Origin of the sequence: Paenibacillus sp. EKM212P, assembly GCF_011066115.1 — a bacterium.
In the GTDB taxonomy this organism is placed as follows: domain Bacteria; phylum Bacillota; class Bacilli; order Paenibacillales; family Paenibacillaceae; genus Paenibacillus; species Paenibacillus polymyxa_B.
In genome coordinates this window covers 633786-659683 of sequence record NZ_JAAMNR010000004.1, presented here as the reverse complement: position 1 = coordinate 659683, position 25898 = coordinate 633786, and the positions used below count along the sequence as shown (strand labels likewise).

At 46.3% G+C, this 25898-nt stretch carries 19 protein-coding genes; 18 read left to right on the top strand and 1 reads right to left on the bottom strand.

Features of this window, described 5'->3' with window-relative positions; translation table 11 throughout:
• Positions 1–302: 302 nt before the first annotated feature.
• The 7 genes from G9G54_RS15525 to G9G54_RS15495 all read left to right on the top strand — a co-directional run bounded on the left by G9G54_RS15525 (position 303) and on the right by G9G54_RS15495 (position 9266).
• Entirely contained in the window at positions 303–560 is a 258-nt protein-coding gene (locus G9G54_RS15525; protein WP_013311570.1) for a post-transcriptional regulator, read from the top strand.
• 90 nt (positions 561–650) lie between these two features.
• A complete protein-coding gene (secD, locus tag G9G54_RS15520) occupies positions 651–1907 on the top strand; it encodes a protein translocase subunit SecD (RefSeq protein ID WP_165178733.1) in 1257 nt (418 codons plus the stop codon).
• Complete coding sequence (gene secF, locus G9G54_RS15515) at positions 1897–2814, top strand: protein translocase subunit SecF (RefSeq protein WP_165178732.1); 918 nt, start codon at positions 1897–1899, stop codon at positions 2812–2814. Before secD ends, secF begins: the two co-directional genes overlap by 11 nt.
• A 201-nt stretch (positions 2815–3015) precedes the next feature.
• Entirely contained in the window at positions 3016–3972 is a 957-nt protein-coding gene (locus G9G54_RS15510; RefSeq protein WP_165178731.1) for a cation diffusion facilitator family transporter, read from the top strand.
• A 33-nt stretch (positions 3973–4005) separates the two neighbouring features.
• Positions 4006–6402 carry a single-stranded-DNA-specific exonuclease RecJ gene (gene recJ / locus G9G54_RS15505; RefSeq protein WP_165178730.1) on the top strand — a complete coding sequence of 799 codons (2397 nt, stop codon included), beginning with the start codon at positions 4006–4008 and terminating at the stop codon, positions 6400–6402.
• 69 nt (positions 6403–6471) lie between these two features.
• On the top strand, positions 6472–6984 hold the full coding sequence (locus G9G54_RS15500) for an adenine phosphoribosyltransferase (protein ID WP_023989926.1): 513 nt from the start codon (positions 6472–6474) through the stop codon (positions 6982–6984).
• A 224-nt stretch (positions 6985–7208) separates the two neighbouring features.
• Complete coding sequence (locus tag G9G54_RS15495) at positions 7209–9266, top strand: methyl-accepting chemotaxis protein (protein WP_238808102.1); 2058 nt, start codon at positions 7209–7211, stop codon at positions 9264–9266.
• 136 nt (positions 9267–9402) lie between these two features.
• Here G9G54_RS15495 and uraA read toward each other — a convergent pair whose 3' ends face one another.
• Positions 9403–10713: a uracil permease gene (gene uraA, locus G9G54_RS15490; protein ID WP_061829372.1), complete on the bottom strand. Its 1311-nt coding sequence runs from the start codon at positions 10711–10713 to the stop codon at positions 9403–9405.
• A 268-nt stretch (positions 10714–10981) separates the two neighbouring features.
• On the opposite strand from uraA, the gene G9G54_RS15485 reads away from it, so the two are divergent.
• From G9G54_RS15485 to G9G54_RS15435, 11 genes are all read left to right on the top strand, one after another.
• A complete protein-coding gene (locus G9G54_RS15485; protein WP_025720225.1) occupies positions 10982–13159 on the top strand; it encodes a RelA/SpoT family protein in 2178 nt (725 codons plus the stop codon).
• A gap of 137 nt (positions 13160–13296) precedes the next feature.
• Positions 13297–13743, top strand: coding sequence for a D-aminoacyl-tRNA deacylase (dtd, locus tag G9G54_RS15480; protein WP_023989923.1), 447 nt, complete (start codon positions 13297–13299; stop codon positions 13741–13743).
• 118 nt (positions 13744–13861) lie between these two features.
• Complete coding sequence (locus G9G54_RS15475; RefSeq protein ID WP_165178728.1) at positions 13862–14023, top strand: hypothetical protein; 162 nt, start codon at positions 13862–13864, stop codon at positions 14021–14023.
• Between the two features lie 227 nt (positions 14024–14250).
• Entirely contained in the window at positions 14251–14757 is a 507-nt protein-coding gene (locus G9G54_RS15470) for a type 1 glutamine amidotransferase domain-containing protein (RefSeq protein WP_103049309.1), read from the top strand.
• A 56-nt stretch (positions 14758–14813) separates the two neighbouring features.
• On the top strand, positions 14814–15284 hold the full coding sequence (locus G9G54_RS15465) for a hypothetical protein (protein ID WP_165178727.1): 471 nt from the start codon (positions 14814–14816) through the stop codon (positions 15282–15284).
• 690 nt (positions 15285–15974) lie between these two features.
• On the top strand, positions 15975–17219 hold the full coding sequence (gene hisS, locus G9G54_RS15460) for a histidine--tRNA ligase (protein WP_023989920.1): 1245 nt from the start codon (positions 15975–15977) through the stop codon (positions 17217–17219).
• Positions 17220–17303: 84 nt separating this feature from the next.
• Positions 17304–19082 carry an aspartate--tRNA ligase gene (gene aspS / locus G9G54_RS15455; protein ID WP_165178726.1) on the top strand — a complete coding sequence of 593 codons (1779 nt, stop codon included), beginning with the start codon at positions 17304–17306 and terminating at the stop codon, positions 19080–19082.
• Between the two features lie 152 nt (positions 19083–19234).
• Entirely contained in the window at positions 19235–19984 is a 750-nt protein-coding gene (locus G9G54_RS15450; protein ID WP_025720213.1) for a tRNA threonylcarbamoyladenosine dehydratase, read from the top strand.
• 174 nt (positions 19985–20158) lie between these two features.
• On the top strand, positions 20159–21457 hold the full coding sequence (locus G9G54_RS15445; RefSeq protein WP_165178725.1) for an NCS2 family permease: 1299 nt from the start codon (positions 20159–20161) through the stop codon (positions 21455–21457).
• Between the two features lie 97 nt (positions 21458–21554).
• On the top strand, positions 21555–23372 hold the full coding sequence (locus tag G9G54_RS15440; RefSeq protein WP_165178724.1) for an ABC transporter ATP-binding protein: 1818 nt from the start codon (positions 21555–21557) through the stop codon (positions 23370–23372).
• 303 nt (positions 23373–23675) lie between these two features.
• A complete protein-coding gene (locus G9G54_RS15435; RefSeq protein ID WP_165178723.1) occupies positions 23676–25817 on the top strand; it encodes a HelD family protein in 2142 nt (713 codons plus the stop codon).
• Positions 25818–25898 lie beyond the last annotated feature (81 nt).

Genomic DNA, 25898 nt, shown 5'->3' with positions numbered 1-25898 from the left:
ACTCCCTCTTCCCCAAAATGTAATTCTGCGTCTATACATTACTTTAGAAGATATGCTGGACCTGTCCATGTTCATGACAAGCTTTTCCGTTCAGAAACAAAGTGATTTAGACAACAAGAGGGAGAGTGGTGAATTCTGCTATTGACGAGCGAAATGAATGCATATATTGTTGATTTAAGGCTATTTTCAACGAAAAGAAGGGTTTTCCAGGATCAGGACAGAAATGTTCTACAAAGCAGTCAATAACCCCGCTAATTGCTGATCTGCGGAACCGGTAGTCGCTGGGAGGAGGAACGGCCATCGTGGGTATGGAAGAGCTGGATGAGCAGGATTGGGATGACGCAATTGAGATGCTCTGTCAAAGTAAGGCGGACGAGTTGATTCTCGTAGGCTATGAGCATGTCACAAGTAAGGACGTGTGGAATTGCGTCAGCCATAAATATGAAAAGGAGGGTATCCCTCCGCTGCACAAGCTCGTTAATGATATACTTTCCCTTAAAGCGACGAGCTTTATGAACTATTTGACGATGTCCGCATTACGGGGCTCCACTTTCGAATAGAAGGGGGTCTTTTTTTGCGTTCAAATTGACTGCTTTTTGAGGGGTAGCTATAATAGGAATATTGAGAATGAAAGGGGAACATGGGACGGAATGAAGAGAATTCTAAGTTTCATCGTGGTCGTGCTCATAACTACTGGTGTTATGATCGGGACAAGCCCGGGCCTACTGAACAGTTTAAAATTAGGCCTCGATTTAAAGGGAGGCTTTGAAATTTTATATGAAGCCCAGCCTTTGGAAGCCGGGCAGAGTGTAACCAGGCAGTCTCTAATACAAACAGCTCAAAGTCTGGAGAGACGGATTAATGCGCTCGGTACGACTGAGCCGGAAGTAACAACAGAGGGTAGCAACCGTATTCGCGTGCGGCTTGCTGGTGTTACTAATGAGGCAGAAGTCCGCTCCATGCTGAAAAAACCAGCAGAATTAACGTTCCGCAGTGCAACGGCAGCAGATGCTAAAAAGCCAGGCCAATACAGCAAAATTGAGCTCCGCGGTAATGATTTTGTGGAGAATGGCGCTGTTGTTGGCTATGACCAGCTGAACCAACCTGAGATTAGTATCAAAGTGAAGGACAAAGCTAAATTTGCAGAAATCACAAAGCGACTTCTGAATAAAGAATTAGCTATTTTCCTGGATCAGGAATTGCTGTCTGCACCTACAGTACGTGGGGAATTAACGGACGGTAGCGCGTCAATCACAGGTAGCTACACTCGTGATGAAGCGAATAAACTGGCGGATACGATTAATCTGGGTGCCCTTCCGCTCAAACTGACGGAAAAATATTCTCAGAGTGTAGGTGCTACGCTGGGTCAATTGTCACTGGATCAGACGATTCGTGCTGGATTGATCGGCTCGATCATTATTCTGGTATTTATGATTGCGATGTTCCGTGTACCGGGATTAGTCGCCAGTTTCTGTCTTATCGTTCATACCTGGGTGGTGCTTGCCATCTTTTATTTGGGTGGATTCGTGCTTACGCTTCCGGGTATTGCAGCCTTCGTGCTCGGGATCGGGATGGCGGTAGATGCCAATATCATTACGTATGAACGGATTAAAGAAGAAATCAAGTCAGGCAAAACGATTCGTTCTTCTGTCATTGCAGGTAGTAAGGCTTCGTTCCGTACCGTTATGGATGCCAATGTTACGACTATTATAGCGGCAGCGGTTATGTTTGGTCTGGGAACAGGCTCCGTTCGAGGATTCGCTCTGGTGCTCATCGTTGATATTGTCACCAGTATTTTGACGAATATCTTCTTCTCCCGCTTCTTACTCAATCTGCTGGTTAAAGCGGATGTTGTGAAGAAGGCCAAGTATTTTGGTGTGAAGGAGAGTGATATCAGTGCGCTTTAATTGGGACTTGAAATATATTAAGATGAGCAAGTGGTTTTACACGTTCTCGATTATTATCACACTGCTTGGTATTTTGAGCTTATCGATATTTGGCTTAAATTACGGGGTGGACTTTCGTTCCGGTTCGAATGTGGATGTCAATTTGACTAAAGTCGTTACACAGGAACAGATTCAAACTTTGCTGAACAAGCAGGGGATCGGCAAAGAGGTTGATTATACGCCGGGTAAAGAACGCTTCGGTATTCGCTTCTCGCAGGTTTTGACGGACCAGCAAGTGAATAACTTTAAGACTTCTTTTAATAAAGAGCTTGATCCGAAGGCATCTTTTGAGGTTAATACAGTGGATACGGAAATGGCGCAAGAACTGGAGCGGAATGCAATATGGGCGATATTGCTAGCATGTGTAGCCATCGCGGTCTATATTTCGATCCGGTTTGAATGGCGGTTTGCCATTGCAGCCATCGTTTCGTTGTTGCATGATGCCTTCCTCGTTATCAGTATTTTCTCGATTTTCCGTCTTGAGGTGGATTTGACCTTTATTACGGCAATTCTGACGATTGTCGGTTTCTCCATTAATGACACCGTCGTTATTTTTGACCGTATTCGGGAAAATCTACGGTTTGCGAAGAAGAAGTCCAGGGACGACTTAGAGCAGGTAGTTGATCACAGTATTGCGCAGACGATGACTCGTTCACTTGCAACTGTGTTTACGGTGTTTATTGCTTCCTTATGTTTGTTCATATTTGGCGGCGAATCGATCCGTATGTTCTCACTTGCGATGGTTATTGGTTTGTTGTTTGGTGCTTATTCCTCCATTTTCATTGCCAGTCCGCTGTGGGTGGCTTTGAAAGGAAAACAAAAATCTCCGACAGCTGGCGGGGGCGCGGTCAAAACTGCAAAGTCTTAAGTTACGCAAATACCAGTAGTATAAATTAAAGAGAAAGCCGCGTCTGCCTGGGCGCGGTTTTCTAAGGTTTTGAGATTTACCTTGAGTAAGGCACAGTAGTGGACACTTAAATGTGAATGCTTTTTGATTTTAAGAAATTCGGTTATTTTAGAATGGAGCTTTATTGGGAAAGGGTTAGTTCAGGATTGAGGGGGAAACGTTGTGAATAGCGAACGCAGCCGATCATTGGAAACTGCGGCGTTGAGCGGGATTGTAGGCAATCTCGCGCTGGCTGTTCTAAAGGGAACCGTCGGTTATGCGGCAAACAGCAAGGCGTTGTTGGGGGATGCACTGCATACAGCTGCGGATAGTGCTTCCCGTTTGCAGGAGCTTCTGTTTTCCAAGGGTGCTACAGGGCACGGAATGTTGGCACGGTTGCGGAACGGTGAAAAAGTTCGGACGGTCATATCTGTGGTGCTGGCTATTTTAGTGCTGATGAGCGGTCTTCAGCTAGCTATCTCGGCGGTTCGTTCATTAAGCAGTTCGGAACCGCAGGCTCCCGGTCTGTATGCATTAATTACCGTATTTATTGCGTTGGTGTTGAGAGAGGCGTTATTTCAGTTTCAATATCGCTACTCGATTAAACATGGTCATAAAGCGGAAGCAGATCGGTACGCTAACCATGAACGTTACTCGCTGTATGCATCGTTGATTGCATTGATCGGCATGATCGGTGCAATGACTGGCGAAGCAATGGAATGGCCTGCATTATTATATCTTGATCCAACCGCAGCTTTGCTGGTAGCCTGTCTGGTGCTGCGCAAAGGATATTTAATGGTAATGAATACCGCTCACCAGGTTCCTGCACAGCCCTTGCAGGAGGAAGACTCCCGACGCTTTATGGAGACGATTCAACGGGTGTATGGTATTGTAACGGTTGAGCACTTACATGCCCAGGAAACAGGCCATTTCATAACAGTGGATGTAACGATAAGTGTGAACCCGCGGATTACGGTACAGGAAGCGCAGGAAATCGCCGATCGAGCCAGAAATCTACTGTTAGCCCGTTTTCCACAGGTGACCCATGTACAAATGCAGTTCATTTCTTATCAAGCCGGGTATCCTTACAAATCCAATCATGAACTGCCAGATAATGATGTGTCGTCGTTGCTTCAATAGGGCAGGACGACTATGAAAGAAAGGTGAATAGGATTGCTTCATTCGCAGTACAGATGGAAGACCCCAGAGGCTAACCTGGAAGCGGCTCAGCTGTTGACAGAAGAACTGGGGATTTCACCATTGTTGTCCCGGCTTTTAGTGAACCGGGGCGTCACTACCGCCGGGGAAGCAAACCGCTTTTTGTACGGAAGTGTGGACGATGTACACGACCCTTATCTGCTTCTTGGTATGAAAGAGGCTGTGCCGAGAATTCGCCAGGCTCTGGAACGTGGCGAGCATATATTAATCTATGGCGATTATGATGCGGACGGCGTATCCAGTACATCATTGATGATTCAGCTCATGCGTTTTCTGAAGGCCTCTTATGATATTTATATTCCCCATCGTTCTAATGAGGGATATGGTCTGCATAACCATGCCCTTGATTGGGCTCATCAGCAGGGAGTTACGCTGGTCATTACGGTAGATACGGGAATTAGTGCAGTAGAGCAAATTACTTATGCAACTTCCTTGGGGATAGATGTTATAGTGACGGATCATCATGAGCCGCCTGCTGTACTTCCCGAGGCATATACTTTGATTAATCCGAAGCTACCCGGTTGCCCATACCCATTTAAAGGTCTTGCAGGTGTTGGAGTTGCCCTGAAGCTCGCTCAGGCGCTGTTGGGTGAGGTGCCGGAGGAATGGTTTGAAATTGCCGCTATCGGCACAGTAGCCGATCTGATGCCACTGCATGGTGAAAATCGGACGATGGTACGCAGAGGGATTCAATCCATGAGAAACTCTGCATTTCCGGGTATCCGTGCGTTGCTCCATGTAGCGGGCGTGGATATATCTACAGTGACTTCAGTCAACATCGCATTTGCATTGGCTCCGCGGATTAATGCCAGCGGGCGCCTGGATCATGCGGGACGAGCAGTTTCTCTGCTGACGACAGAAAAAGAGGAAGAAGCAGATCAACTTGCGCATGCTCTGGACCTGCTCAATCGTGAGCGTCAACAGGTGGTCGAACGTATTGTGGAGCAAGCCGAGCAACAATTGGCATCCAAACTGAATGGAGGCAAGCTACCGTCAGTTATTGTGTTGGCTGGTGAAGGCTGGAATGTCGGCGTTGTCGGAATTGTGGCATCCAAACTATTGGATCGCTATTATCGACCGACCATTATTCTTGGTATAGATGCTGAGACAGGCACGTGCAAAGGTTCTGCCCGTTCTATTCCTGCATTGGATATTTACAGTGCTCTTACGGACAGCCATGAGCTTATGGAGCATTTTGGTGGTCACCCTTCGGCTGCGGGTATGACGCTGTCCCGTGACAATCTGAAATTGTTTGAAGAGCAGCTGAACCGCTATGCGGGTTCCATTCTGACACCAGAAGATCTCATTCCTGTAGCTGAGGCCGATATGGTCTGTCGTCTGGATGAGGTATCTTTACAAGTGGTTGAAGAACTGGAGTTGCTTCAGCCTTTTGGTATGGGGAATCCTTCTCCACGATTCGTATTACAGGGTCTGCAATTGCGTGAGGCTCGTAAAATGGGACGTGAGAAAAATCATGTGAAGCTCCTGCTGGAGCAGAACGGTTTATCGCTGGACGCGATTGCCTTCCGTCGTGGCGATTTGGCTGATTTTTTACAGCAACAAACGGAGATAGATCTCCTGGGTGAATTGTCAATTAACGAATGGAACGGTAAAAGGTCTCTCCAGCTGATGATGCAGGACATTCGAGTGCAAGCGCCGCAAATTTTTGATTATCGTGGAGTGTCGGACCCTTTTGCCGAATTAGAGCGGGGACTGAAGATCTTTCATCCACGCATAGAGGAAAGAAAGAAAGACGTTGCGGTATTGATCCATCCTTCATCTAGGCTTCGTTCATCGGGCTCCATGGACGCTGAATCCTTATGGTTATACGATAAAGACGGCAGCGTTATTCCCAGTGATGGTCAAAGAGATGCACAGCACTCTGTGAAGTCGCTGTTCGTACTGGAGCCGCCGGATACACCGGATCAGTTTCAGGCTTTATGGTCTACCTTTGAGAATGTAGAGAACATATTTCTCCTTCATTCGGTCAGTGAGCGTGGCGGTCGACTCGTAAGCCCCGACAGAGAGCTGTTCAAGCGTATTTACGTTGTGCTTTCCCGAATGGGAACACAGCCTATTGATGAAAAAGCAATGCTGCCTGCTCTTAGCCGACAGTGTTCCTGTTCAGTACGCATGTTATCCAAAGTATTGGACATCTTCGAAGAGCTTGAGTTTATGACGCGTACAGATGGTCAATTCCAATTTGTATCCAATCCGCCTAAGCGGGATTTAACAGCTTCTCCACGCTATCAGGAATTGTATAATATGGCTGAGATGGAGAAGTATTTGCTGGATGCGGACACTACCCAGATGACGAACTGGATTATGTCGCTTATGAAGGGTGCGTCTTGAGATACTATTTCGCTATTTATGTTGTAAAATGTATATACTAATTTGAAGTTTACAGTAGGAGGAACTAAGTTGGACTACAAAGAATATATTCGGGTGATTTCCGATTTTCCACAACCAGGGATTAGTTTTAAGGACATTACGACACTGATGAAAAATGGTGAACTGTACCGCAAGGCTATCAACGATATGAAGGAACTGGTATCGGATTTGAAAATTGATTTGATTGCAGGGCCAGAAGCACGTGGGTTCGTTGTTGGTGCTCCTTTGGCTTATGCGCTTGGTGTTGGTTTTATTCCCATCCGTAAAAGTGGCAAGCTCCCTGGGGAAACCATTGAGGAAGCATACGGTTTGGAGTATGGTAAAGATACGCTGGCGATGCATAAGGATGCTATTGAGCCGGGACAAAATGTTCTGATTGCTGATGACCTGCTTGCTACAGGTGGAACCATTGCTACATCCGTGAACTTGGTACGCCAGCTTGGTGGCAATGTGGCAGGGGCTGCTTTTCTTATCGAGCTGTCTGATCTAAACGGTCGGGCGAAACTGCCTGATGTAGATGTATTCACCCTGATTACGTATTAAGTATTTAAAAACCCGGGTTTCCCGGGAAATAATTATGAACGGATCGTCTAAATAGTCCGATGGAACATCTCTTTATCTAAAGAGTTGCTCCATCGGACTATTTTGTTTAGCAGTATTTTAAGTTTGGGCTTTGTTTCATTGGTTCAAACTACCATGTATTTTATTGGAAATAGTAATAAAGAATCAAAAAATAACTGTCGATAAATAGTTAAAAGGGAACAGGGGTGGTTATATTGGGTTTATTTCGATTTAAGAGTTTACAGGCACGGACATTTTCTACCTTGATTCCGCTTGTACTTATAACGCTGATTTTAATCAGCTTTTTGTCTTATTTTTTTGCCAAGCAGAAGCTGGATACGGAAATAAGCCAAAATGCTGCTCATTCCTTGTCGAGGGTTAAAGCGGATATTGCAGCTAACGTAGATCGTCATGCTTTACTTGTTTCGATGCTGACTAAGAGCGCGGAACAACTGGGAGCAGGAATGAACATTGAGGGTTATGGACGTTATTTTGAACAAGAGCTGGCTTTAAATGATATGTCATACGGGTTGGGCATTTATTTTGCTAAAGGTGCGTATGATCCGGGAGTGACTTACCGTTCCATATATGTGCATAGAGATGGCCAGCTAGTGAAGCAAACGATTGAATATGATGATCCACAATATGACTACTTAACACAGCCATGGTATACAGAAGCCGTGGAACGTGGTAAGGATATAAATTTTACGGAGCCTTTTTACGATAGCAGACTGAAAATCAATATGATTACTGCAGGGAAAGCATTTTATGATAGGGAAGGGAAGCTGTTAGGTGTCATTACTGGCGACCTGAACATGACAAACATTCAAACGTTTATTGAAAAAATGAAGTTTGGTGCTAACGGTAGTGCGATCTTGATGGATAAGAATGGAGCCATTTTGTCATCCGGTCTTCCGTCCTTAAAAGCAGGCGAGCCGTTAACAAACACGATGAATGCGGAAGCAGCACAATCTATTCAAATTGGTACGTCCGGACAACTATCCGTACCCATTGATAGTGAGGACTACCGGATAATGTACGAAACACTCCCGCAAACCGGATGGAAAATCGGCGTATTACTGCCAGAATCCGATTTGAACCGCTCTGCGAACGAAATGCTTAAACTTCTTCTTATTGTTAGTGTTATAGGCATCTTGCTAATTATGGGAGCGTTATTACTTAACAATTCAGGTATGATCAAAGAGATTAAAAAAATTATGCAGATAACCAATCGTATGGCTCTTGGGGATTATAACCTTGAACTAACACATCAACGTAAGGATGAATTTGGCCAAATGGCTGACGGGATCAATAAGGTGATTGCGGCAACCAGAGGAATGGCATCACGTTTGAGCGAAGAGTCAGATGTTATCTCAGGCGTATCTATAAAAATTTCCCAAGAGATTTCTGGGACGACTAAAGATGCCCAGCACAATGCAGGAGAACTGGCTAAGGTGAAGGAAGGGGCCGAGCTTCAGTTGGCTGCCGCAGCCGAGAGTGCGACAGCGATGGAGGAGATGGCAGTTGGCATACAGCGTATTGCTGAATCTATCCAGCATGTATCCGAGGCTACCACTGAGATTGAACATAAGGCACAACAAGGAAATGAACGGTTGACCGTGGTCAACCAAGGAATGCATAAAGCGAAAATGTCTATGGATGAGGCAGGCAGGGTAGTAAGCTCATTGAATGAGCGGTCCGTCCAAATTGGCAGCATAATTGGAATGATTCAGGAAATTAGTGGGCAGACCAAGTTGCTATCACTGAATGCTTCCATTGAAGCCGCACGTGCAGGGGAGCATGGCCGAGGGTTCGCTGTGGTGGCTTCAGAAATCGGCAAGCTGGCTGTAAACGTGAGCGAGTCTGCGGAACAAATTACGAGTCGAATCCGATCCATGCAGGAAGAAACCAAATTAGCTTTGGAAGGAATGCAGCAGGGTGCTCTGGAGATGGATGAAGGAGTATCTATTTTGCTTGAGGTGGAAGAACGTTTTATTGCGATGAATCAAGATATTCAGCAGGTGGCGATAGAAGTGCAGGAGGTTTCATCTGCCTCAGAAGAAATGTCGGCAGGTTCAGAGGAAGTTGCAGCCTCTATTGGATATCTTGCAGACATTGCGAAAGCTTCAGCTAAACGTACAGGGCAAGCCGCGGAACGATCCGAACGGCAACTTAAGGATCTGGAAGGTATGGACAGCTCTGTCAAGACGCTTACAGGTGTTTCTGATACGCTTAATCAGGTCGTATCTCGCTTTCGTGTGTGATATCTTTAGAAAAAAAGGCCGTGCATAAAAAAACGCCGCTCCATGAGATATGGATCTTTACACGCTTGTCTATACATTCTGAGCGTGTTGACCCATAACTTACATGGAGCGGCGTTTTAAAGTTGAAAAAAAGACATCAATCTGGTGTTTTCTCGGTTAAAGGTTCCTGCGATTTATCGTTGGACCAGCCGAGCACGTCAATCAGCTTAAAGAACAAGCTGAGGATGATGCCGATGATTGTAGCCAATGCCATACCTTTCAAGGTTACAGCGCCCCAAGTGAGCGTAGTACCGCTGATTCCGACAACAAGCACGATGGTCGCAAGCAGCATGTTGGTTGGCTTGGCGAAATCAACCTTTTGCTCAACGAAGATTCTTAGACCGGAGGCAGCGATGACACCGAATAATAGTAAGGATACGCCACCCATAACTGGAGCTGGAATATTAGAAACAATCGCTGAGAACGTGCCTGAGAAGGACAATAGGATGGCAATGACAGCCGCTCCGCCAATGACCCATACAGAGTACACTTTAGTTAATGCCATGACACCAATATTTTCACCATAAGTCGTATTAGGTGTAGAACCCACAAAACCGGAAATGACGGTGGAAATACCGTTACCTAGCAGAGAGCGATGGAGACCAGGATCTTTGGACAGTTCGCGCCCGACAATGTTGCTAGTCACAAGCAAGTGACCAATATGCTCTACGATGACGACCAGAGCAACAGGAAGAATCGTCAGCATAGCAGAGGTATTAAAAACTGGAGTGGTAATTGCAGGATGTCCGAAAAAAGGAGCGTCTGCAATGGCTTGTGTATTGACCATGCCCATAAAATAAGCAAGTACATAGCCCACTACGATACCAATCAGAATATGAATGATTTTGGCAAACCCGCGAAACAATACCGCACCCAGAACAGTGACCCCGAGTGTAACGAGCGAAAGAGTAATCGTTTTGGGATCTGGAGTCCAGGCCTTAGTAGGATCGGCATTGATAATGCCTGCCATGCCTGCTGCAACCGGAACCAGTTCCAGACCGATTAAGGCTACGATGGAGCCCATAACAGCTGGAGGAAAAACGACGTCCAGCCAACGGGTTCCGGCATATTTGATCACCAGTGCGACGAGGCAGAAAATAATACCTGTAACGATGAAAGCACCGAGGGCCATAGCATAGCCGTTGCCGCCGGGATTGTTTTTAAGCACAAGACTGACGGGAGCGATAAAAGCGAAGCTGGAGCCGAGATAGGCGGGAATTTTGCCGCGGCAGATCCATATGTACAACAATGTGCCAATACCGTTCATTAGCAAAATCATGCCGGGATCGACGCCGAAAATATTCGGCACCAGCACAGTGCTGCCAAACATGGCAAACAAATGCTGTACGCTGAGCAGGAACCCAGGTCCTGCCGGAAGCTTTTCATTAACTTGAATTTCGCGTTGCAACGCAGTTCACTCCTTAGTTCTTTCAATTATTCTTATATACATTAATTACTTTTCGTAATTTTTTCAATATAATTCGTTTCATTTCGTCAACAATCCTGATTTTACTTACCATGTGTGACAGAATAATGCGACAATGCCAAACCTGTAATAGTTGACGTGTGACGTGCTAACCGTCATAATTGTAGGAAATCACTTTTAAAAGGGAACCTTTGCGCGACATTGATCGGCGGGTTCCATTTTGCATAGAAAGGACACGGAATAGAGCAGAATGGGGATAGAGCAATTACTTAAAAAGGCCGGGGCCTATACCAGAGAAGCAGATCTTATCCGCATCAGGGACGCCTATGATTTTGCCGAGCAGGCCCATTCCGGCCAGACTCGTAAGTCCGGTGAACCTTATATTCTGCATCCGCTTGCGGTTGCTGATATCGTCGTTAATATGCAGATGGATACCATCTCCATTATCGCCGCTCTTTTACATGACGTTGTGGAGGATACGACGGTGTCTTTGGCGCAGATTCGCGAGCATTTTGGCGATACATGTGCGATGCTTGTCGATGGTCTGACGAAGCTGGAGCGTATTCAGTTCCGTTCCAAGGAAGAACAACAGAACGAAAATTATCGAAAAATGTTTATTGCTATGGCGCAGGACATTCGTGTCATCGTCATTAAGTTAGCAGATCGTCTGCATAACATGCGTACTTTGAAATATCAGTCAGAGGAAAGCCAGCGTCGGATTGCTTATGAAACGTTAGAGATTTTCTGTCCGGTTGCAAACCGACTGGGTATTTCGGCCATTAAATGGGAAATGGAAGATATTGCTTTACGCTATCTGAATCCTCAGCAGTATTATCGCATCGCCAATTTGATGCATAAAAAGCGGGCAGAGCGGGAGCAGTTTATTGATAATGTCATACAGCGTATCAGAGAAAAGCTGGAAGAGATGGGCATTCAGGCTGATCTGTCCGGACGCCCTAAACATATTTACAGTGTGTTTAAAAAAATGACGACGAAGAACAAGCAATTCAATGAAATATATGATTTGCTGGCGATTCGAATTATTGTGGATAACATTAAAGACTGTTACGCCACACTGGGGATTATCCATACGTTGTGGAAGCCGATGCCGGGGCGGTTTAAGGATTATATCGCTATGCCTAAGGCCAATATGTATCAGTCCCTTCATACGACAGTAGTAGGTCCCAACGGGGAGCCTACCGAGGTACAAATTCGCACAGTGGATATGCACCGTACCGCTGAATTCGGGATTGCGGCCCATTGGGCCTATAAAGAAGGCAACGGAGCAAACAACACTAACTTTGAGGATAAAATCACCTTTTTTCGAGAAATTCTGGAGCTGCAAAATGAAGCGAAGGATGCGTCGGAATTTGTGGAATCGCTCAAAATGGACTTTTTCTCAGACCTTGTGTTTGTGTTTACTCCTAAGGGAGAGGTCATTGAGTTGCCGGCCGGATCCGTTCCGCTGGACTTTGCTTTCCGTATTCATACCGAAGTTGGCAATCGAACGATTGGCTCTAAGGTAAATGGAAGAATCGTACCTTTGGATTATCGGCTTAAAACCGGTGATATTGTCGAAATTATGACGTCCAAGCACTCTTATGGACCTAGTCAGGACTGGCTCAAAATTGCTCAGTCCTCTCACGCGCGCAGTAAAATCAAACAATGGTTCAAGAAAGAAAAGCGTGAGGAGAATGTTGAAAAAGGCCGCGAAAATCTGGAACGCGAACTGAGAAAACGTGATATCGAGCCATCGGTGTGGATGAGCGACGACAAGCTTCAGGAAGTGGCACAGAAGTTCTCTTTTAACGATTCCGAAGATATGCTGTCTGCGATTGGCTTTGGTGGTATAACCGCAGCGCAGGTCTGTACACGTTTGACAGAGAAGCTGCGTAAGGAACAAGAAGAGGCCCGGTTGATCGAATTGACGACCGAAGTCAAGGAGTACAAGCCGCAGGGCGAACGGAAAAAAACACCGACCAACGGTGTCAGCGTCAGAGGCGTCGATAATTTACTCGTCCGTTTTGCACGATGTTGTAATCCCGTACCGGGAGATGACATCATTGGCTATGTAACACGTGGACGCGGCGTATCCGTTCACCGGACGGATTGCCCGAATATTCCTTCGGGTACGGGCGAAGACCAGGCACGTGTGATTGAAGTAGAGTGGGAAGAAGCAGCGGAAGTCAACTACAGTGTCGATATTGAGATTACGGGGCATGATCGCAACGGTTTGCTGAATGAAGTGCTTCAGGCCATTTCTGAGAACAAAACCAGCTTCTCGGCCGTTACAGGTCGTACAGATAAAAATAAAATGGCGATGATTCACATCACGATTCTCATTCGCAACACGGATCATTTGCATTCTGTTGTCGAACGGATCAAACGGGTGAAGGATGTATACACTGTGCATCGGATTATGCAATAACCTTATTAAGCGTACAGATAGGTTTATAGCCTTTGTAACACATCTTGGGTAGAAAGACCCATGGGTTGCTAAAAGAGCCATAATACGGCTGTGAGCACCTTTTAAAAGGGAAGGTTAAAGGAGATATCGGATAGGCGATGAAGATCATTATTCAGCGCTGTAAAGACGCTCAGGTAACGGTGAATCAAAAGGTGGTCGGCAAGATTGGAACCGGATTAATGCTGCTGGTTGGTATTGGTCAGGGAGATACTGCAGCCGATGCCGTCTATTTGGCGGATAAAACAGCGGGATTACGTATATTTGAGGATGCTGAAGGTAAAATGAATGACAGCGTTCTGGATGTCGGTGGAGCCATTTTGTCTGTCTCTCAATTTACGTTGTATGGTGACTGCCGTAAAGGGAGAAGGCCTAACTTTATGGGGGCGGCCAAACCTGAGGAAGCGGAAAAGCTGTATGATTTCTTCAACAGTCAGCTTCGAGCCAAGGGCTTGGAGGTCGAAACGGGAATTTTTGGGGCTATGATGGATGTTTCATTGACGAATTGGGGCCCAGTGACACTGATTTTGGATACCGAACGTTCGTAGCTATGCGTTGATGGCGTGATCTGAGTAGAATAAAATAACTGTTCAGAGGGACCATAATGTCATCCCGATTGGTGATTAGCCAGGCGGATAGCCTAAGGGTGACAGGAGAGACGAAGCTATGCGTCAAACCCCAAAAATGGACGGGCCTCGAAGCACTGTGCTGCTTTTTCCCGGTAGCATGCAGGAGGCAATCAGCCTTACTCGTAATGCTGATACGTTATTACAGCATGTTGCAGCAGCCATCGACAAGCCGGGACGCGGTGCTTTGCCACGCAGGTAACATCGGGTTAAATGTACCGTTATGAGGTGCTACCCGAAAGTAGCACAAAGAGGCCAAAAATAAAATATGTAGCATTGAATTAGTGCAGGAGCCGAAAGGCTCCTTTTTCTTTTCCGCCGCTGCGATTGTTATAAAAACAGATCAAGCGGGTAATAACAAATCGTGGTAGACAAACAAACTTAATTTTAACTTTTTCGAGGATAACCGGAAAGGAGATCTGAACATTAATGAGTAAAATTGCATTTTTATTAGCTGACCAATTTGAAGATTCTGAAATGAAGGTACCTTATGATGAATTAAAAAAGGCTGGACATGAGGCAGATATTGTTGGGCTGAAGCAAGGTGAGAAAGTGAGCGGTAAGCAAGGTAAAGCAAGCTACACTATTGAAAAAGCCATTGCAGATGTGAAATCAAGTGACTATGATGCAGTTGTTATTCCCGGCGGATCCTCCCCGGAAAATCTGCGATTGGATGCACATGTTCTGAAATTTGTGACTGAAATTAACGAGGCCAAAAAAACGATTGGCGCTATCTGTCACGGGCCACAAATTTTGGCGAGTGCCGATTTGTTACAAGGCCGGACGATTACTGCTTATCCTCCGTTGAAAGATGACTTAATTAATGCGGGTGCTCATTTTGAGGATCGAGAGGCGGTTGTGGACGGTAACTTTATTACGTCTCGGACCCCTAAGGATGAGCCTGCCTTTGTGCGTGAGTTATTAAAAGCATTGTAATTTGAATATTTCCTTAGATTAATGCCAGTACAATTCCCAAACGAGGAGGATTTAATATGGCAAAACAGATTCAGGCTTATTTTCGCACAGAAGATGAAGCTGAGGGTGCCAGAGCCTCGCTTCAAGCTTATAGAACTGAACATTTGGAAGTAGGTGCTTTGGATGATGCGCTCGGTCGGGAGACGAGAGTTTTAATTCCGCTGGTCCCCTATAACAATACAGGTTCTGTGAGCACAGGAGGCTCTGCAGGTGCGGCAATCCCTGCGGCGGGTGCTTATGGCGAGAATATTCTACCAGATGCGAAGGAAGACCAGATTAACTCTGGCTCAGCCCAAAGGGATCTGAATGAAGATCGGGGTGGAACAACGAATCATGACGGAGGGTTGCTCCGTGCGACAGATGTGTATATTAACGGTGATCAAGATGAATTACGGTATGTATTATCAGCAAAGGTGAATGATGCCGATTATGATGAGGTCATTTATAAGCTACGTTCCAATCGTGGATATGTATCGCAGTTGGATTAAAGCTGAGAGCGCGACACAAGAGATTGTCGATACTTGAGAAATTTAGCTACAAAAGAGTGACTGTAATACAATTGTAATATTCGAAACATCATTCCTTAATATTCGTTGTTTATAATAACAGCATGACCCCCTTTTGATATATCTTTTTGAACCTGCGGACCGTTTCCGCAGGTTATTTTCTTTTTATAAGCCTTATTTGTCCGATTATAGGGAGAATGTCTTGACTTTGTCGAGGCGGTTCATTAAAATCATAAAATAATGAAAAATGATTTGATGACGGGACCAAGTACTCCGAACCCACAAGCGCAGAGAGGAATTTCCAGGCTGTAAAAATTCCCTTGATGAGCGGATGAATGACCTCCCCGAGAACAGGCGGCGAACAATTGAGGAAACCCTACTGAAAGTGCATTGCAACTGTACCGACAGTGGATGGTCCTGCATAATAGCCGTACTGCGCGTTACGGGCGTTATACGTATGAGCGGAGTCAGTATAATGCTGACGGGCAATGAGTGATTCTTATGCTGGTTGTCTGGGCAAACTCCGGAATGTGGGTGGTACCACGGGTGATTGTAAACGACAATCCCTCGTCCCTGTTAATGTTAACAGGACGAGGGATTTTTTGTTTTATATTGAAAGTGGAGCAAGAAGAAAGTGCACAATACGAAATACAACGATGGGGGGATACGTTAATGGCCTTTCAAAAACCGACAGGAACACAGGATTTGCTGCCGGGCAGTGTAGAAAAGTGGCAAGTTGTCGAGGAAAAAGCCCGTGAGATTAGCCGCCGCTTTAATTACCGAGAGATTCGTACGCCAATGTTCGAACAAACGAATTTGTTCGTTCGAGGTGTGGGTGAAACGACGGATGTGGTGGAAAAAGAAATGTATACTTTTGAGGATAAAGGGAAGCGCAGCATGACTTTGCGTCCGGAAGGAACAGCAGGGGTTGTCCGCTCCTATGTGGAGAACAAACTATACGGGGAGCCGGATGTAACTAAGCTGTATTATATCGGCCCGATGTTCCGGTATGAGCGTCCACAGGCTGGGCGTCAGCGTCAGTTTCACCAATTTGGAATTGAAGCATTTGGTGCGGTCGATCCGGCGTTGGATGCAGAAGTTATTGCTTTCGGGTATCAATTCTGCCGTGAGCTGGGCTTGAAAGGAGTACAGGTGGAGATTAACTCCGTCGGTAATGCAGCCAGCCGGGCAGCTTATCGTCAGCATCTGGTAGACTTCTTGATGCCAATTAAGGATACGTTGACCAAGGAGAGCCAAGCACGCATTGAGCGTAATCCGCTGCGAGTGCTGGATAGCAAAGATGACCAGGACAAATTTGGAGGTGCACCTTCGATTTTGGATAGCTTGGACGAGGAATCTCGCACACACTTTGAGAAAGTGAAGCAAAATTTGGATGCCATGGGCGTGGAATATACAGTTAACCCGCGTTTGGTACGGGGGCTGGATTATTATACGTTGACAGCGTTCGAATTCAAAGCTGAAGGAATTGGTGCCATAGATACGATCGGTGGAGGCGGCCGCTACAACGGATTGGTTGGAGATTTGGGCGGACCGGATCAGCCGGGCATTGGTTTTGGCATTGGACTGGAGCGAATTCAGCTGATCCTGGAACATCAAGGTGTCAAACTGAACGAAGCCAAGCCGTTAGATATCTATATGGTAGCATTGGGAGAAGCAGCAGAAACAGAAGTGACCAAACAACTATTCAAGTTGCGTCAAGCCGGATTTTCTGCGGAGCGAGATTATCTGGGACGCAAAATGAAGGCGCAGATGAAATCAGCCGATCGCTTTAAAGCAAGGTATACTGCGATTCTGGGTGAGGATGAGCTGGTTCAAGGTGAAATTGCACTGAAAAACATGGAAACTGGCGAGCAGCGTACCGTTAAGCTGGATCAACTGGTGGAAGAATTAGGATAAGCAAAATGATGTAACATCAATCAGTGGAGCTTCCTCTGGTTGTCATATAGCATTAACTACTAAACATAAACAGGAGTGTGTATTATGAAAAGGAGTCATGAGTGCGGCGCATTGACCCATGCGCATATCGGAGAAACAGTTACATTGAACGGTTGGGTACAAACCCGTCGTGATTTGGGGGGCGTACTTTTTATTGACCTGCGCGACCGTAGCGGAATTGTACAAATTGTGTTTAATCCGGCATATTCCGGTGACGCACTGCAAATTGCGGATCGTGTTCGTAGTGAATATGTGCTTGAGGTTACCGGTACCATTGTTAAGCGTGATGCAGAAACCATTAACCCGAATCTGCCTACAGGTGAAATTGAAGTGCGTGTCACTGAAATCGAAGTATTGAATGCGTCCAAAACACCTCCGTTCTTCATTGAAAATGGTGTAGAAGTGGACGAGTCTCTGCGTTTGAAATACCGTTATTTGGACCTGCGTCGTCCGGAAATGTACCAGACGTTGAAACTGCGCTCCAAAGCAGCAAAAATATTCCGTGACTTCCTGGACGGAGAAGAGTTCGTCGAGGTGGAAACACCAATTTTGACGAAAAGCTCCCCAGAGGGCGCACGTGATTATCTGGTACCTAGCCGGGTGCATGAAGGTGAGTTTTTCGCCTTGCCGCAATCGCCACAACTGTACAAGCAATTGCTGATGGTGGGTGGCCTGGAGCGCTACTACCAAATTGCACGTTGTTTCCGTGATGAAGATTTGCGTGCTGACCGTCAGCCTGAATTTACGCAGGTCGACATCGAGACCTCCTTCATGCAACAGGATGACTTGCTGCCAATGATGGAGCGTCTTATGGTGAAATTGTTCAAAGAAACCGTTGGGGTAGAACTGGAAACACCGTTCCAACGGATTACACATGCTGATGCGATGGACAAATACGGCTCGGACAAGCCAGACCTGCGTTTTGGCCTTGAGCTGATAAATGTTAATGATATCGTGGCAACCAGTGGTGTGAAAGTATTTGCTTCCGTAATTGAAAAGGGTGGCGAAGTTAAAGTCCTTAATGCCAAAGGATGTGGCACGTGGAGCCGTAAGGACATTGATGACCTGGGTCCTTTTGCAGCGCGTTATGGAGCAAAGGGCTTGGCTTGGATTCAAGTGAAAGAAGGCGAATTCAAGGGGCCTATCGTTAAATTCTTCACACCGGAAGAAATCGAAGCCTTGAAAGAGCGTACGGGAGCCGAAGAAGGCGATCTGTTGCTGTTCTCTGCGGATAATAAAAAAGTAGTTGCTGATGTATTAGGCTCGCTTCGTCTGAAAATTGGCCGTCATTTGGGGCTCATCGACGATAACAAATTCAAATTTGCCTGGGTCGTAGACTTCCCGCTTCTCGGCTATGACGAAGAACAAAAACGTTATGTAGCGGAGCACCATCCGTTCACTCGTCCGAAGGAAGAAGACCTGGCCCTCTTGGACACAGATCCAGGTCAAGTTCGTGCTCAGGCCTATGATATCGTGCTGAACGGCTACGAAGTGGGTGGTGGCTCGATGCGGATTTTCAAACGTGAAGTTCAGGAAAAAATGTTCAAAGCGCTCAATCTGCCGCCTGAAGAAGTGAAGGATAAATTCGGTTACCTGCTGGATGCATTTGAATATGGTACGCCTCCACATGGTGGTATTGCCTTCGGTTTTGACCGTCTTGTCATGCTGCTTGCAGGTCGTACAAATCTGCGTGAAACTATTGCATTCCCGAAAACAGCCAGCGCGACAGACCTCCTTATGGATGCACCAGCCGAAGTGGATCAAGCTCAATTGGATCAGCTTCATATTCGTCTTGCTCCGAAGCCTGTTGCGCCTAAAGCTTAAGACGAACATTTGGCTTAGCAAGTGCCATCCATTGGCATGAGATAGCTTATAGAATGCCATGAACCCGTTACCCTCATATGGATAATGGGTTCGTGGTTTGTATGCTGGAGTTCAGGCATAGAGTTTAAATCAGTGAGGGAGGATATACCATATTGTTGCATCAATTTTCACGAACGGAACTGGCCATCGGAACTGAAGGTCTAGAAGTTATGAAAAATAGCACGGTGGCCGTGCTGGGTATTGGCGGTGTCGGTTCGATTGCAGTGGAAGCACTGGCGCGCACGGGTGTTGGACGCATCATTTTGATTGATAAAGATGTTGTAGATATCACCAATATTAATCGCCAGATTCATGCGTTGACAACGACGGTAGGTCAAAAAAAGGCTGATCTGATGGTAGAGCGTGTGAAGCTGATTAATCCTGAATGTGAAGCGATTGCACTGAACATGTTTTATACAGAAGAAACATATGAGGAGCTGTTCAAGTACGACTTGGATTATGTGCTGGATGCTTCGGATACGATTATATACAAAATTCATTTGATTAAGGAATGCCTGAAACGTGGGATTCCGATGATCTCCAGTATGGGCGCTGCGAATAAAATGGATCCGAGTCGGTTTCAAGTAGCAGATATTTCCCAGACGAGAATGGACCCGATTGCCCGTGTCATCCGCACCAAGTTGCGCAAGGAAGGCATTACCAAAGGCGTCAAAGTTGTGTTCTCCGATGAGGAACCCATGAAGCCACGTGAAGAAATTACAAAAAAAATTGTACCTGCAAACGCACCTGAAATCCGGAAGGCGAAGCAGCCACCTGCAAGCAATGCATTTGTACCTCCGGTAGCAGGACTGATCATGGTTAGTGTAGCCGTGAAGGATTTGTTAGAACACGCTGGTGTGTAAGTTGCAAAAATAGCATGGCAGTGCATTCGTAGATTTACATCAGTATGTATTCACTTTAAGACCTGTAGTTCTGTGCATCACATCCTTTGTGTCACAGTTGCTACAGCTCTTTTTTGTTTTGAAAAAGCGCAGCTTACTGCAAAAAGATTGAACAACTTGCTGGAGGGTTTTGGTATGAAGGATGGACTATGGTCCAGAAGTCTCGGTTTCAAGCCCGAGCATCATTGGAAAAAGGAATTAGCCGCTGGGGCCATTTCTTATTTTTCCGTTGTATACATTGTTATGGTTAATGCAACTATTTTGGCAGATGCCGGGATTCCCCTCCAAGGGGCAATGCTCGGGACGCTGCTGACATCGATGATCGGCTGCCTGCTTATGGCTTTTGGTGGGAAATCTCCAATGGTCGTTGTACCCGGGATGGGAATTAATGCTTTTTTCACATATACGCTCGTACATTCTATGAAGCTGAGCTGGCAGGAAGCGCTGATGGTGGTTGCCGTCACAGGGATTTTATTCGCCATTGTGGCTTTTACATCATTGTACAAGCTGATTAGCCAAGCGATTCCCCATAATTTGCAGCACGGAATTACGGTGGGCATTGGATTGTTTTTAACCTTTATCGGATTGCAAAAAAGCGGCATCGTGATTGCTCATCAGACGACTTTTGTGGCTATTGGCCATTTTAATGATCCCAAGGTAATTACGGCTTGTGTAACGTTGCTGCTCGCTATTATATTGTTTGTGCGTAACGTTCAGGGAGGTTTACTAATTAGCATTTTGGCGGGAACTGGACTTGCTTATATACTGGAAGCTGTAGAGCCTACAAGCACGGTACGAACCTCTGAAACGGTACGACAGTATGGGCAATTGTTTGGAGAGCTTTCCTTTTCAGGCATTGTCTCGGTAGCTTTCTGGATCGCTGTCTTTTTGCTCCTACTCATCGTGCTATTCGAGAATATTGGTATGATTACTGCTCAAACCAACATGATTGGAAGACCGGATTTATTTAAAAACAGCTTGCGTGTGTTGGCTGTAACCAATATCTTTGCCGGTATTTTGGGTAGCAGTCCGGCGGTAGCCGCTGCGGAATCGACGGCTGGCATTGCAGCGGGGGGACGCTCGGGAATGACACCGCTGGTAACTGCTATTTTATTCGGAGCGACGTTTTTCTTTATTCCTCTGTTGGCTTATATTCCTGACAGTGCCATTGCGCCCGTGTTGATCATCATTGGGGGTCTAATGGTGCAAAATGTGCGAGAGATGGATTTCAGTGATTTTACTGAAGCGTTTCCTGCATTTCTGATCATGGTGATGATGCCCTTTACTTACAGTATTGTAGACGGGATGGCCTTTGGTTTTATTGCATACCCCGTAGCCAAGCTGGCAGCAGGACGGGGCAAGGAAGTGCCTGTTGCATTATATATCATTTCTGTACTATTTGTGGCTAACTTTGTGCTTCATTCTCTGGTGTAGTAAACTCGAAGATAGATTGTACTGTTCATACCCGCGCAGAGCGCGGGTGTTGTTGTTTGAACAAGAATGGTCAGACAGGAAGCGAGGTTGATGGCATATGGAAAAAGAACATCATACACACCAAGATGAGCAGGAGGACCAGATGAAGGAAAAGTCGGGTAAAAGACCGGATAAGGCTGGCATGGGGCGGTTTATCAAATTGATTGCGAGTGCACATCCGCCCAAGGCTATTCTAATCATCGCCCTGATTCTGACGCTGATTCAGACCATTGCTGGTTTAATCGTACCCATGATGACCAAAGGGTTGATTGATGGCTTGACCTTTTCTTCACTAAACCGTATGGTCATTGTTGGTCTGCTTGGCGCTTTTGTGCTTCAAGCGGTGGCTTCGGCGGTTTCTATCTATATGTTGAACTATGCCGGGCATAAGATTGTGGCTAATTTGCGCAAACGCTTATGGCATAAAATCTTATCTCTACCTATCCCTTACTTTGATCGGAATCGGTCAGGAGATACGATGAGTCGCGTCACCAATGACACAAGCCTGATTATGAACTTAATTACGGAGTATCTAGTCAATCTGATTTCTAATGTGATCGCAATTATTGGTGGTATTGCATTGTTATTTTATCTGGATTGGGTGATGACGCTCATTATTATGGCCATTGTTCCGCTAACAGCCCTGATTTTATTTCCGGTAGGCAGAAAAATGTACCGCATCTCCAAAAAACAGCAGGATGAGATGGCAGATCTGACCTCAGTGTTGAGTCAGGTTATCGGCGAAATCAGACTGGTGAAGGCCTACGGAACCGAAAGCAGAGAGGCTCAGGCCGGTGAGGATCGTATTTACCGGATGTTCCGCTTCGGTTTGCAAGAGTCACGTATCCTGGCCCTTGTAGGTCCCATTTCTACCTTCTTGCTGACTGCAGTGCTGGTCATTATATTGGGTGTTGGTGGTGTTCGTGTCGCATCGGGTGTGCTGACCGCTGGGGATTTGGTGGCTTTTATTTTGCTGCTGTTTCAGGTGATCACACCGATGGCACAATTCACGACCCTGTATTCACGTCTGCAAAAGGTGGTTGGGGCTACTGAACGGATTCAGACGATTTTAGATCATGAAGAAGAACCGCTCGAGTTGAAGCAGGAAGCGGCGAAAGAGAGCAGAGATATTATACTTCGTGATGTTGCCTTTTCTTATACCGAAGGTGAAGAGGTCCTTCATAATGCGAACTTGGTCATTCCGGCTAACCGGACGACAGCATTCGTGGGACCGAGTGGAAGTGGGAAGTCCACCTTGTTTTCATTGTTGGAACGCTTTTATGTGCCAGATACAGGTGAAATTCGTTATGGAGACGAACCGATATCGTCATATACACTTTCCTCCTGGCGCTCCAAAATTGGTTATGTATCGCAGGAAAGCTCAATGATGACCGGAACGGTCAGAGATAATATTACATATGGCTTGGGGCGCGAAGCTGACTTGGAAGAAGTGAGACGAGCAGCCACGATGGCGTATGCGGATACATTTATTATGGATCTACCTCAAGGCTACAATACTGAGGTGGGAGAACGGGGAATGAAGCTGTCCGGAGGGCAGCGTCAACGGATCGCTATTGCGCGTGCGCTTCTTCGTAGCCCTGACATTCTCATGCTGGATGAGGCTACATCTAGTCTGGACAGCTCATCTGAGCATGAGGTACAGAAGGCCCTAGCGAACTTGATGGAAGGACGCACGACGATTGTCATTGCTCATCGTTTGTCTACGGTGGTGCACTCCGATCAGATTATCGTGTTGGACAAGGGTAAGGTGACCGGTGCAGGAACTCATACGGAGTTATTAGAGTCCCATCAGGTGTACCGTGAGCTGGCTCAAAAGCAGTTTGTGGAGATGGGGGAGAGGAGTATGGAGCATTAGAGGCCGCTGCGCGTGTGATTTGATCCTCCGATCGCTGTTGCCTCTGAATTCCTCTCATTGTAATGAGGACAGGGGGGAATTCAGAGGCAAAGGCGAACGCTCCGCTTCTTCGGATTCAAATCACCCGCTCCACTGGTGCCGCAAAGCTTCATACTTTTGTGAAAGAGTAGGGGAATAGGCGTATTAGGAAATAAGGTTGGATTTTTATGGTTAAATGTGTTACGCTTACTTTCCTTTTTTTGTGTCGGAGCAAGTGAATGCGATGCAGAAATCGAGACTTGATATTCTTAGGAGGTAACTGAAATGGAGAATGAGTTTCAAAGTGCCTATCAAGAAGAACAGCATAGGCTGTCGCTTGCTATGGAGGAAATTGATCGGAGATTGGAACGGCTTCGCAATACGCCGGTGTACACCGGGCATGATTTTACGGAGCAAGTGCTGGAATCGGCACGGGAGGAAAAACGTCAGGCTTTGGCCAAAAGCTCACAGGAGCCTTATTTTGGTCGTATGGATTTTGACGAGCGTGGCAGAGGGCAACGGAAGCCACTTTATATCGGTAAAATTGGAGTGGAGCGTGAAGAAACGTCAGCGTATCCGCTGGTGATTGATTGGCGTGCACCGATTGCCAGCTTGTTTTATTCGTTTACAGGTGGTGAAGAAACCGCGTCTTACGAAGCTCCTGAGGGAACCATTGAGGGCTTGGTCTATCTGAAGCGTAATGTTGTCATTCGGAAAAAAATCCTGGAACGGGTAGCCGATACATATAATCGTGAAAGCGACGAGCCTGCCGTTTCTGATGAGTTTCTCGTTTATCGTTTGGGAGAAAACAAGGATAACCGTTTACGGGATATCGTATCTACCATTCAGGCGGAGCAGGATCAGATCATCCGCGCGGCCAAAAATACAGCCCTCGTTATTCAGGGGGTAGCGGGTAGTGGCAAGACGACGGTAGCGCTGCATCGTCTCGCATTTTTGCTGTATCAATACAAGGATCAGGTATCAGCGGACAAAATGGTAATTTTCGCACCAAACCATATGTTCCTTGACTATATTTCAGATGTACTTCCAGAGCTGGGGGTCGGGAATATTCAGCAAAGTACATTTGCAGACTGGGCACTGGACTTATTGGGTTTGGATTTACCTTTGGCTGATCCTGCCGAAACATTATCTTATTGGTTTGAGAGTGGCAGTCTGAGAAAGGAATCCATGGATGAGGCTCCGGGAAGATTCAAGGGCTCGGTTCACTTTATGGAGTTGCTTCAAGCTTTTGTTGAACGACTGGAGCCCATCTCCGTGCCTGAGGGGGATTTTTCACCATGGGATGGAGCGGTGCTGCCACAAGCTGAGATTTTGAATTGGTTTAATGAGGAATATAAGCCTTATCCGCTCGCGAAGCGGAAGGAGCGTGTGCTGGCAAGAGTGCACCGCTGGATTGAAATGGAACTGAAAAAGTCGCCTTCGGCGGCAGCGCTCAAGGAACGCAAGAAAAAGGCAGGGACACGGGAAAAGGCATATGCTAAAAAATGGCCACAATATGACGCACTGACGCTCTATAAGCAGCTTTTTCAGGCAGCTAAAGGGTTACCCGCAGATACGGCTGCGGAGATGAAGGCTTCTCTGCCGACTGCTATTTTTAAGACCACACAGTCGGACCTGCGAAAACAGATTATCCGTGAAGAAGATCTGACTGCGTTAGTGTATCTTCACGTGCTGATTCATGAGGTAGAGTCATCTCAACGTTTTGACCATGTGGTCATTGATGAAGCGCAGGATTTTTCACCTTTTCATATCGCATTGCTGGATTTGTTCGTGAAAGGGCATTCCTTTACGATATTGGGCGATTTATCGCAGGGCATCCATGAATACCGTGGTGTACATGCGTGGGAGGAAATGAGTTCTCTTTTTGCGCCGGAACATACCGGGTATTTTGCACTTACGCGGAGCTACAGATCAACCTTGGAAATAATAGAATTTGCAAACACGATTTTGGAGCAGGGAGTTCGCGGCGGTATTACGGCAGTTCCGGTATTTCGTAGTGGCGATCCGGTGCGCACCGTGTCTTACGACTCATCCGTGCGTGAGCAGAGTTTGCTCACCGCTCTAAAAGAGCTGTCCTCCAAGGAGTATCGTACTGTTTCTGTGCTGACACGCACCTTAAAAGAGGCTATGGAACTGCATGAGGTTTTCATAAGCGCGGGGTTGGATGTGAATTTGATTGACGGTGGTAAAAAGCAATATGAAGGCGGTTTGTCGGTACTGCCTGTGTACCTATCCAAAGGTCTGGAGTTCGATGCAGTTATTGTGGCGGATGCCGACCATGAGCATTATGGAGAACGGGCATGGGATGCCAAACTGCTGTATGTAGGATGTACCCGTGCGCTGCATGAGCTGTGGCTATTGCATGATGGCTCACTTCCTAGTTACGTACAGGCACAGACGGAGTAAGCAGAAAAAGCGTTGTAAAGCATCGCCTGAGTTGTTGTATTCCTTTTTGTACTGTTTATCTTAGTGATGGAAATTATGAAG

Coding starts and splice junctions, on each gene's coding strand:
- secD (WP_165178733.1), top strand. CDS start 651: ATGAAGAGAATTCTAAGTTTCATCGTGGTCGTGCTCATAACTACTGGT.
- G9G54_RS15485 (WP_025720225.1), top strand. CDS start 10,982: ATGGGGATAGAGCAATTACTTAAAAAGGCCGGGGCCTATACCAGAGAA.
- dtd (WP_023989923.1), top strand. CDS start 13,297: ATGAAGATCATTATTCAGCGCTGTAAAGACGCTCAGGTAACGGTGAAT.
- G9G54_RS15475 (WP_165178728.1), top strand. CDS start 13,862: ATGCGTCAAACCCCAAAAATGGACGGGCCTCGAAGCACTGTGCTGCTT.
- G9G54_RS15470 (WP_103049309.1), top strand. CDS start 14,251: ATGAGTAAAATTGCATTTTTATTAGCTGACCAATTTGAAGATTCTGAA.
- G9G54_RS15465 (WP_165178727.1), top strand. CDS start 14,814: ATGGCAAAACAGATTCAGGCTTATTTTCGCACAGAAGATGAAGCTGAG.
- hisS (WP_023989920.1), top strand. CDS start 15,975: ATGGCCTTTCAAAAACCGACAGGAACACAGGATTTGCTGCCGGGCAGT.
- aspS (WP_165178726.1), top strand. CDS start 17,304: ATGAAAAGGAGTCATGAGTGCGGCGCATTGACCCATGCGCATATCGGA.
- G9G54_RS15445 (WP_165178725.1), top strand. CDS start 20,159: ATGAAGGATGGACTATGGTCCAGAAGTCTCGGTTTCAAGCCCGAGCAT.
- G9G54_RS15440 (WP_165178724.1), top strand. CDS start 21,555: ATGGAAAAAGAACATCATACACACCAAGATGAGCAGGAGGACCAGATG.
- G9G54_RS15435 (WP_165178723.1), top strand. CDS start 23,676: ATGGAGAATGAGTTTCAAAGTGCCTATCAAGAAGAACAGCATAGGCTG.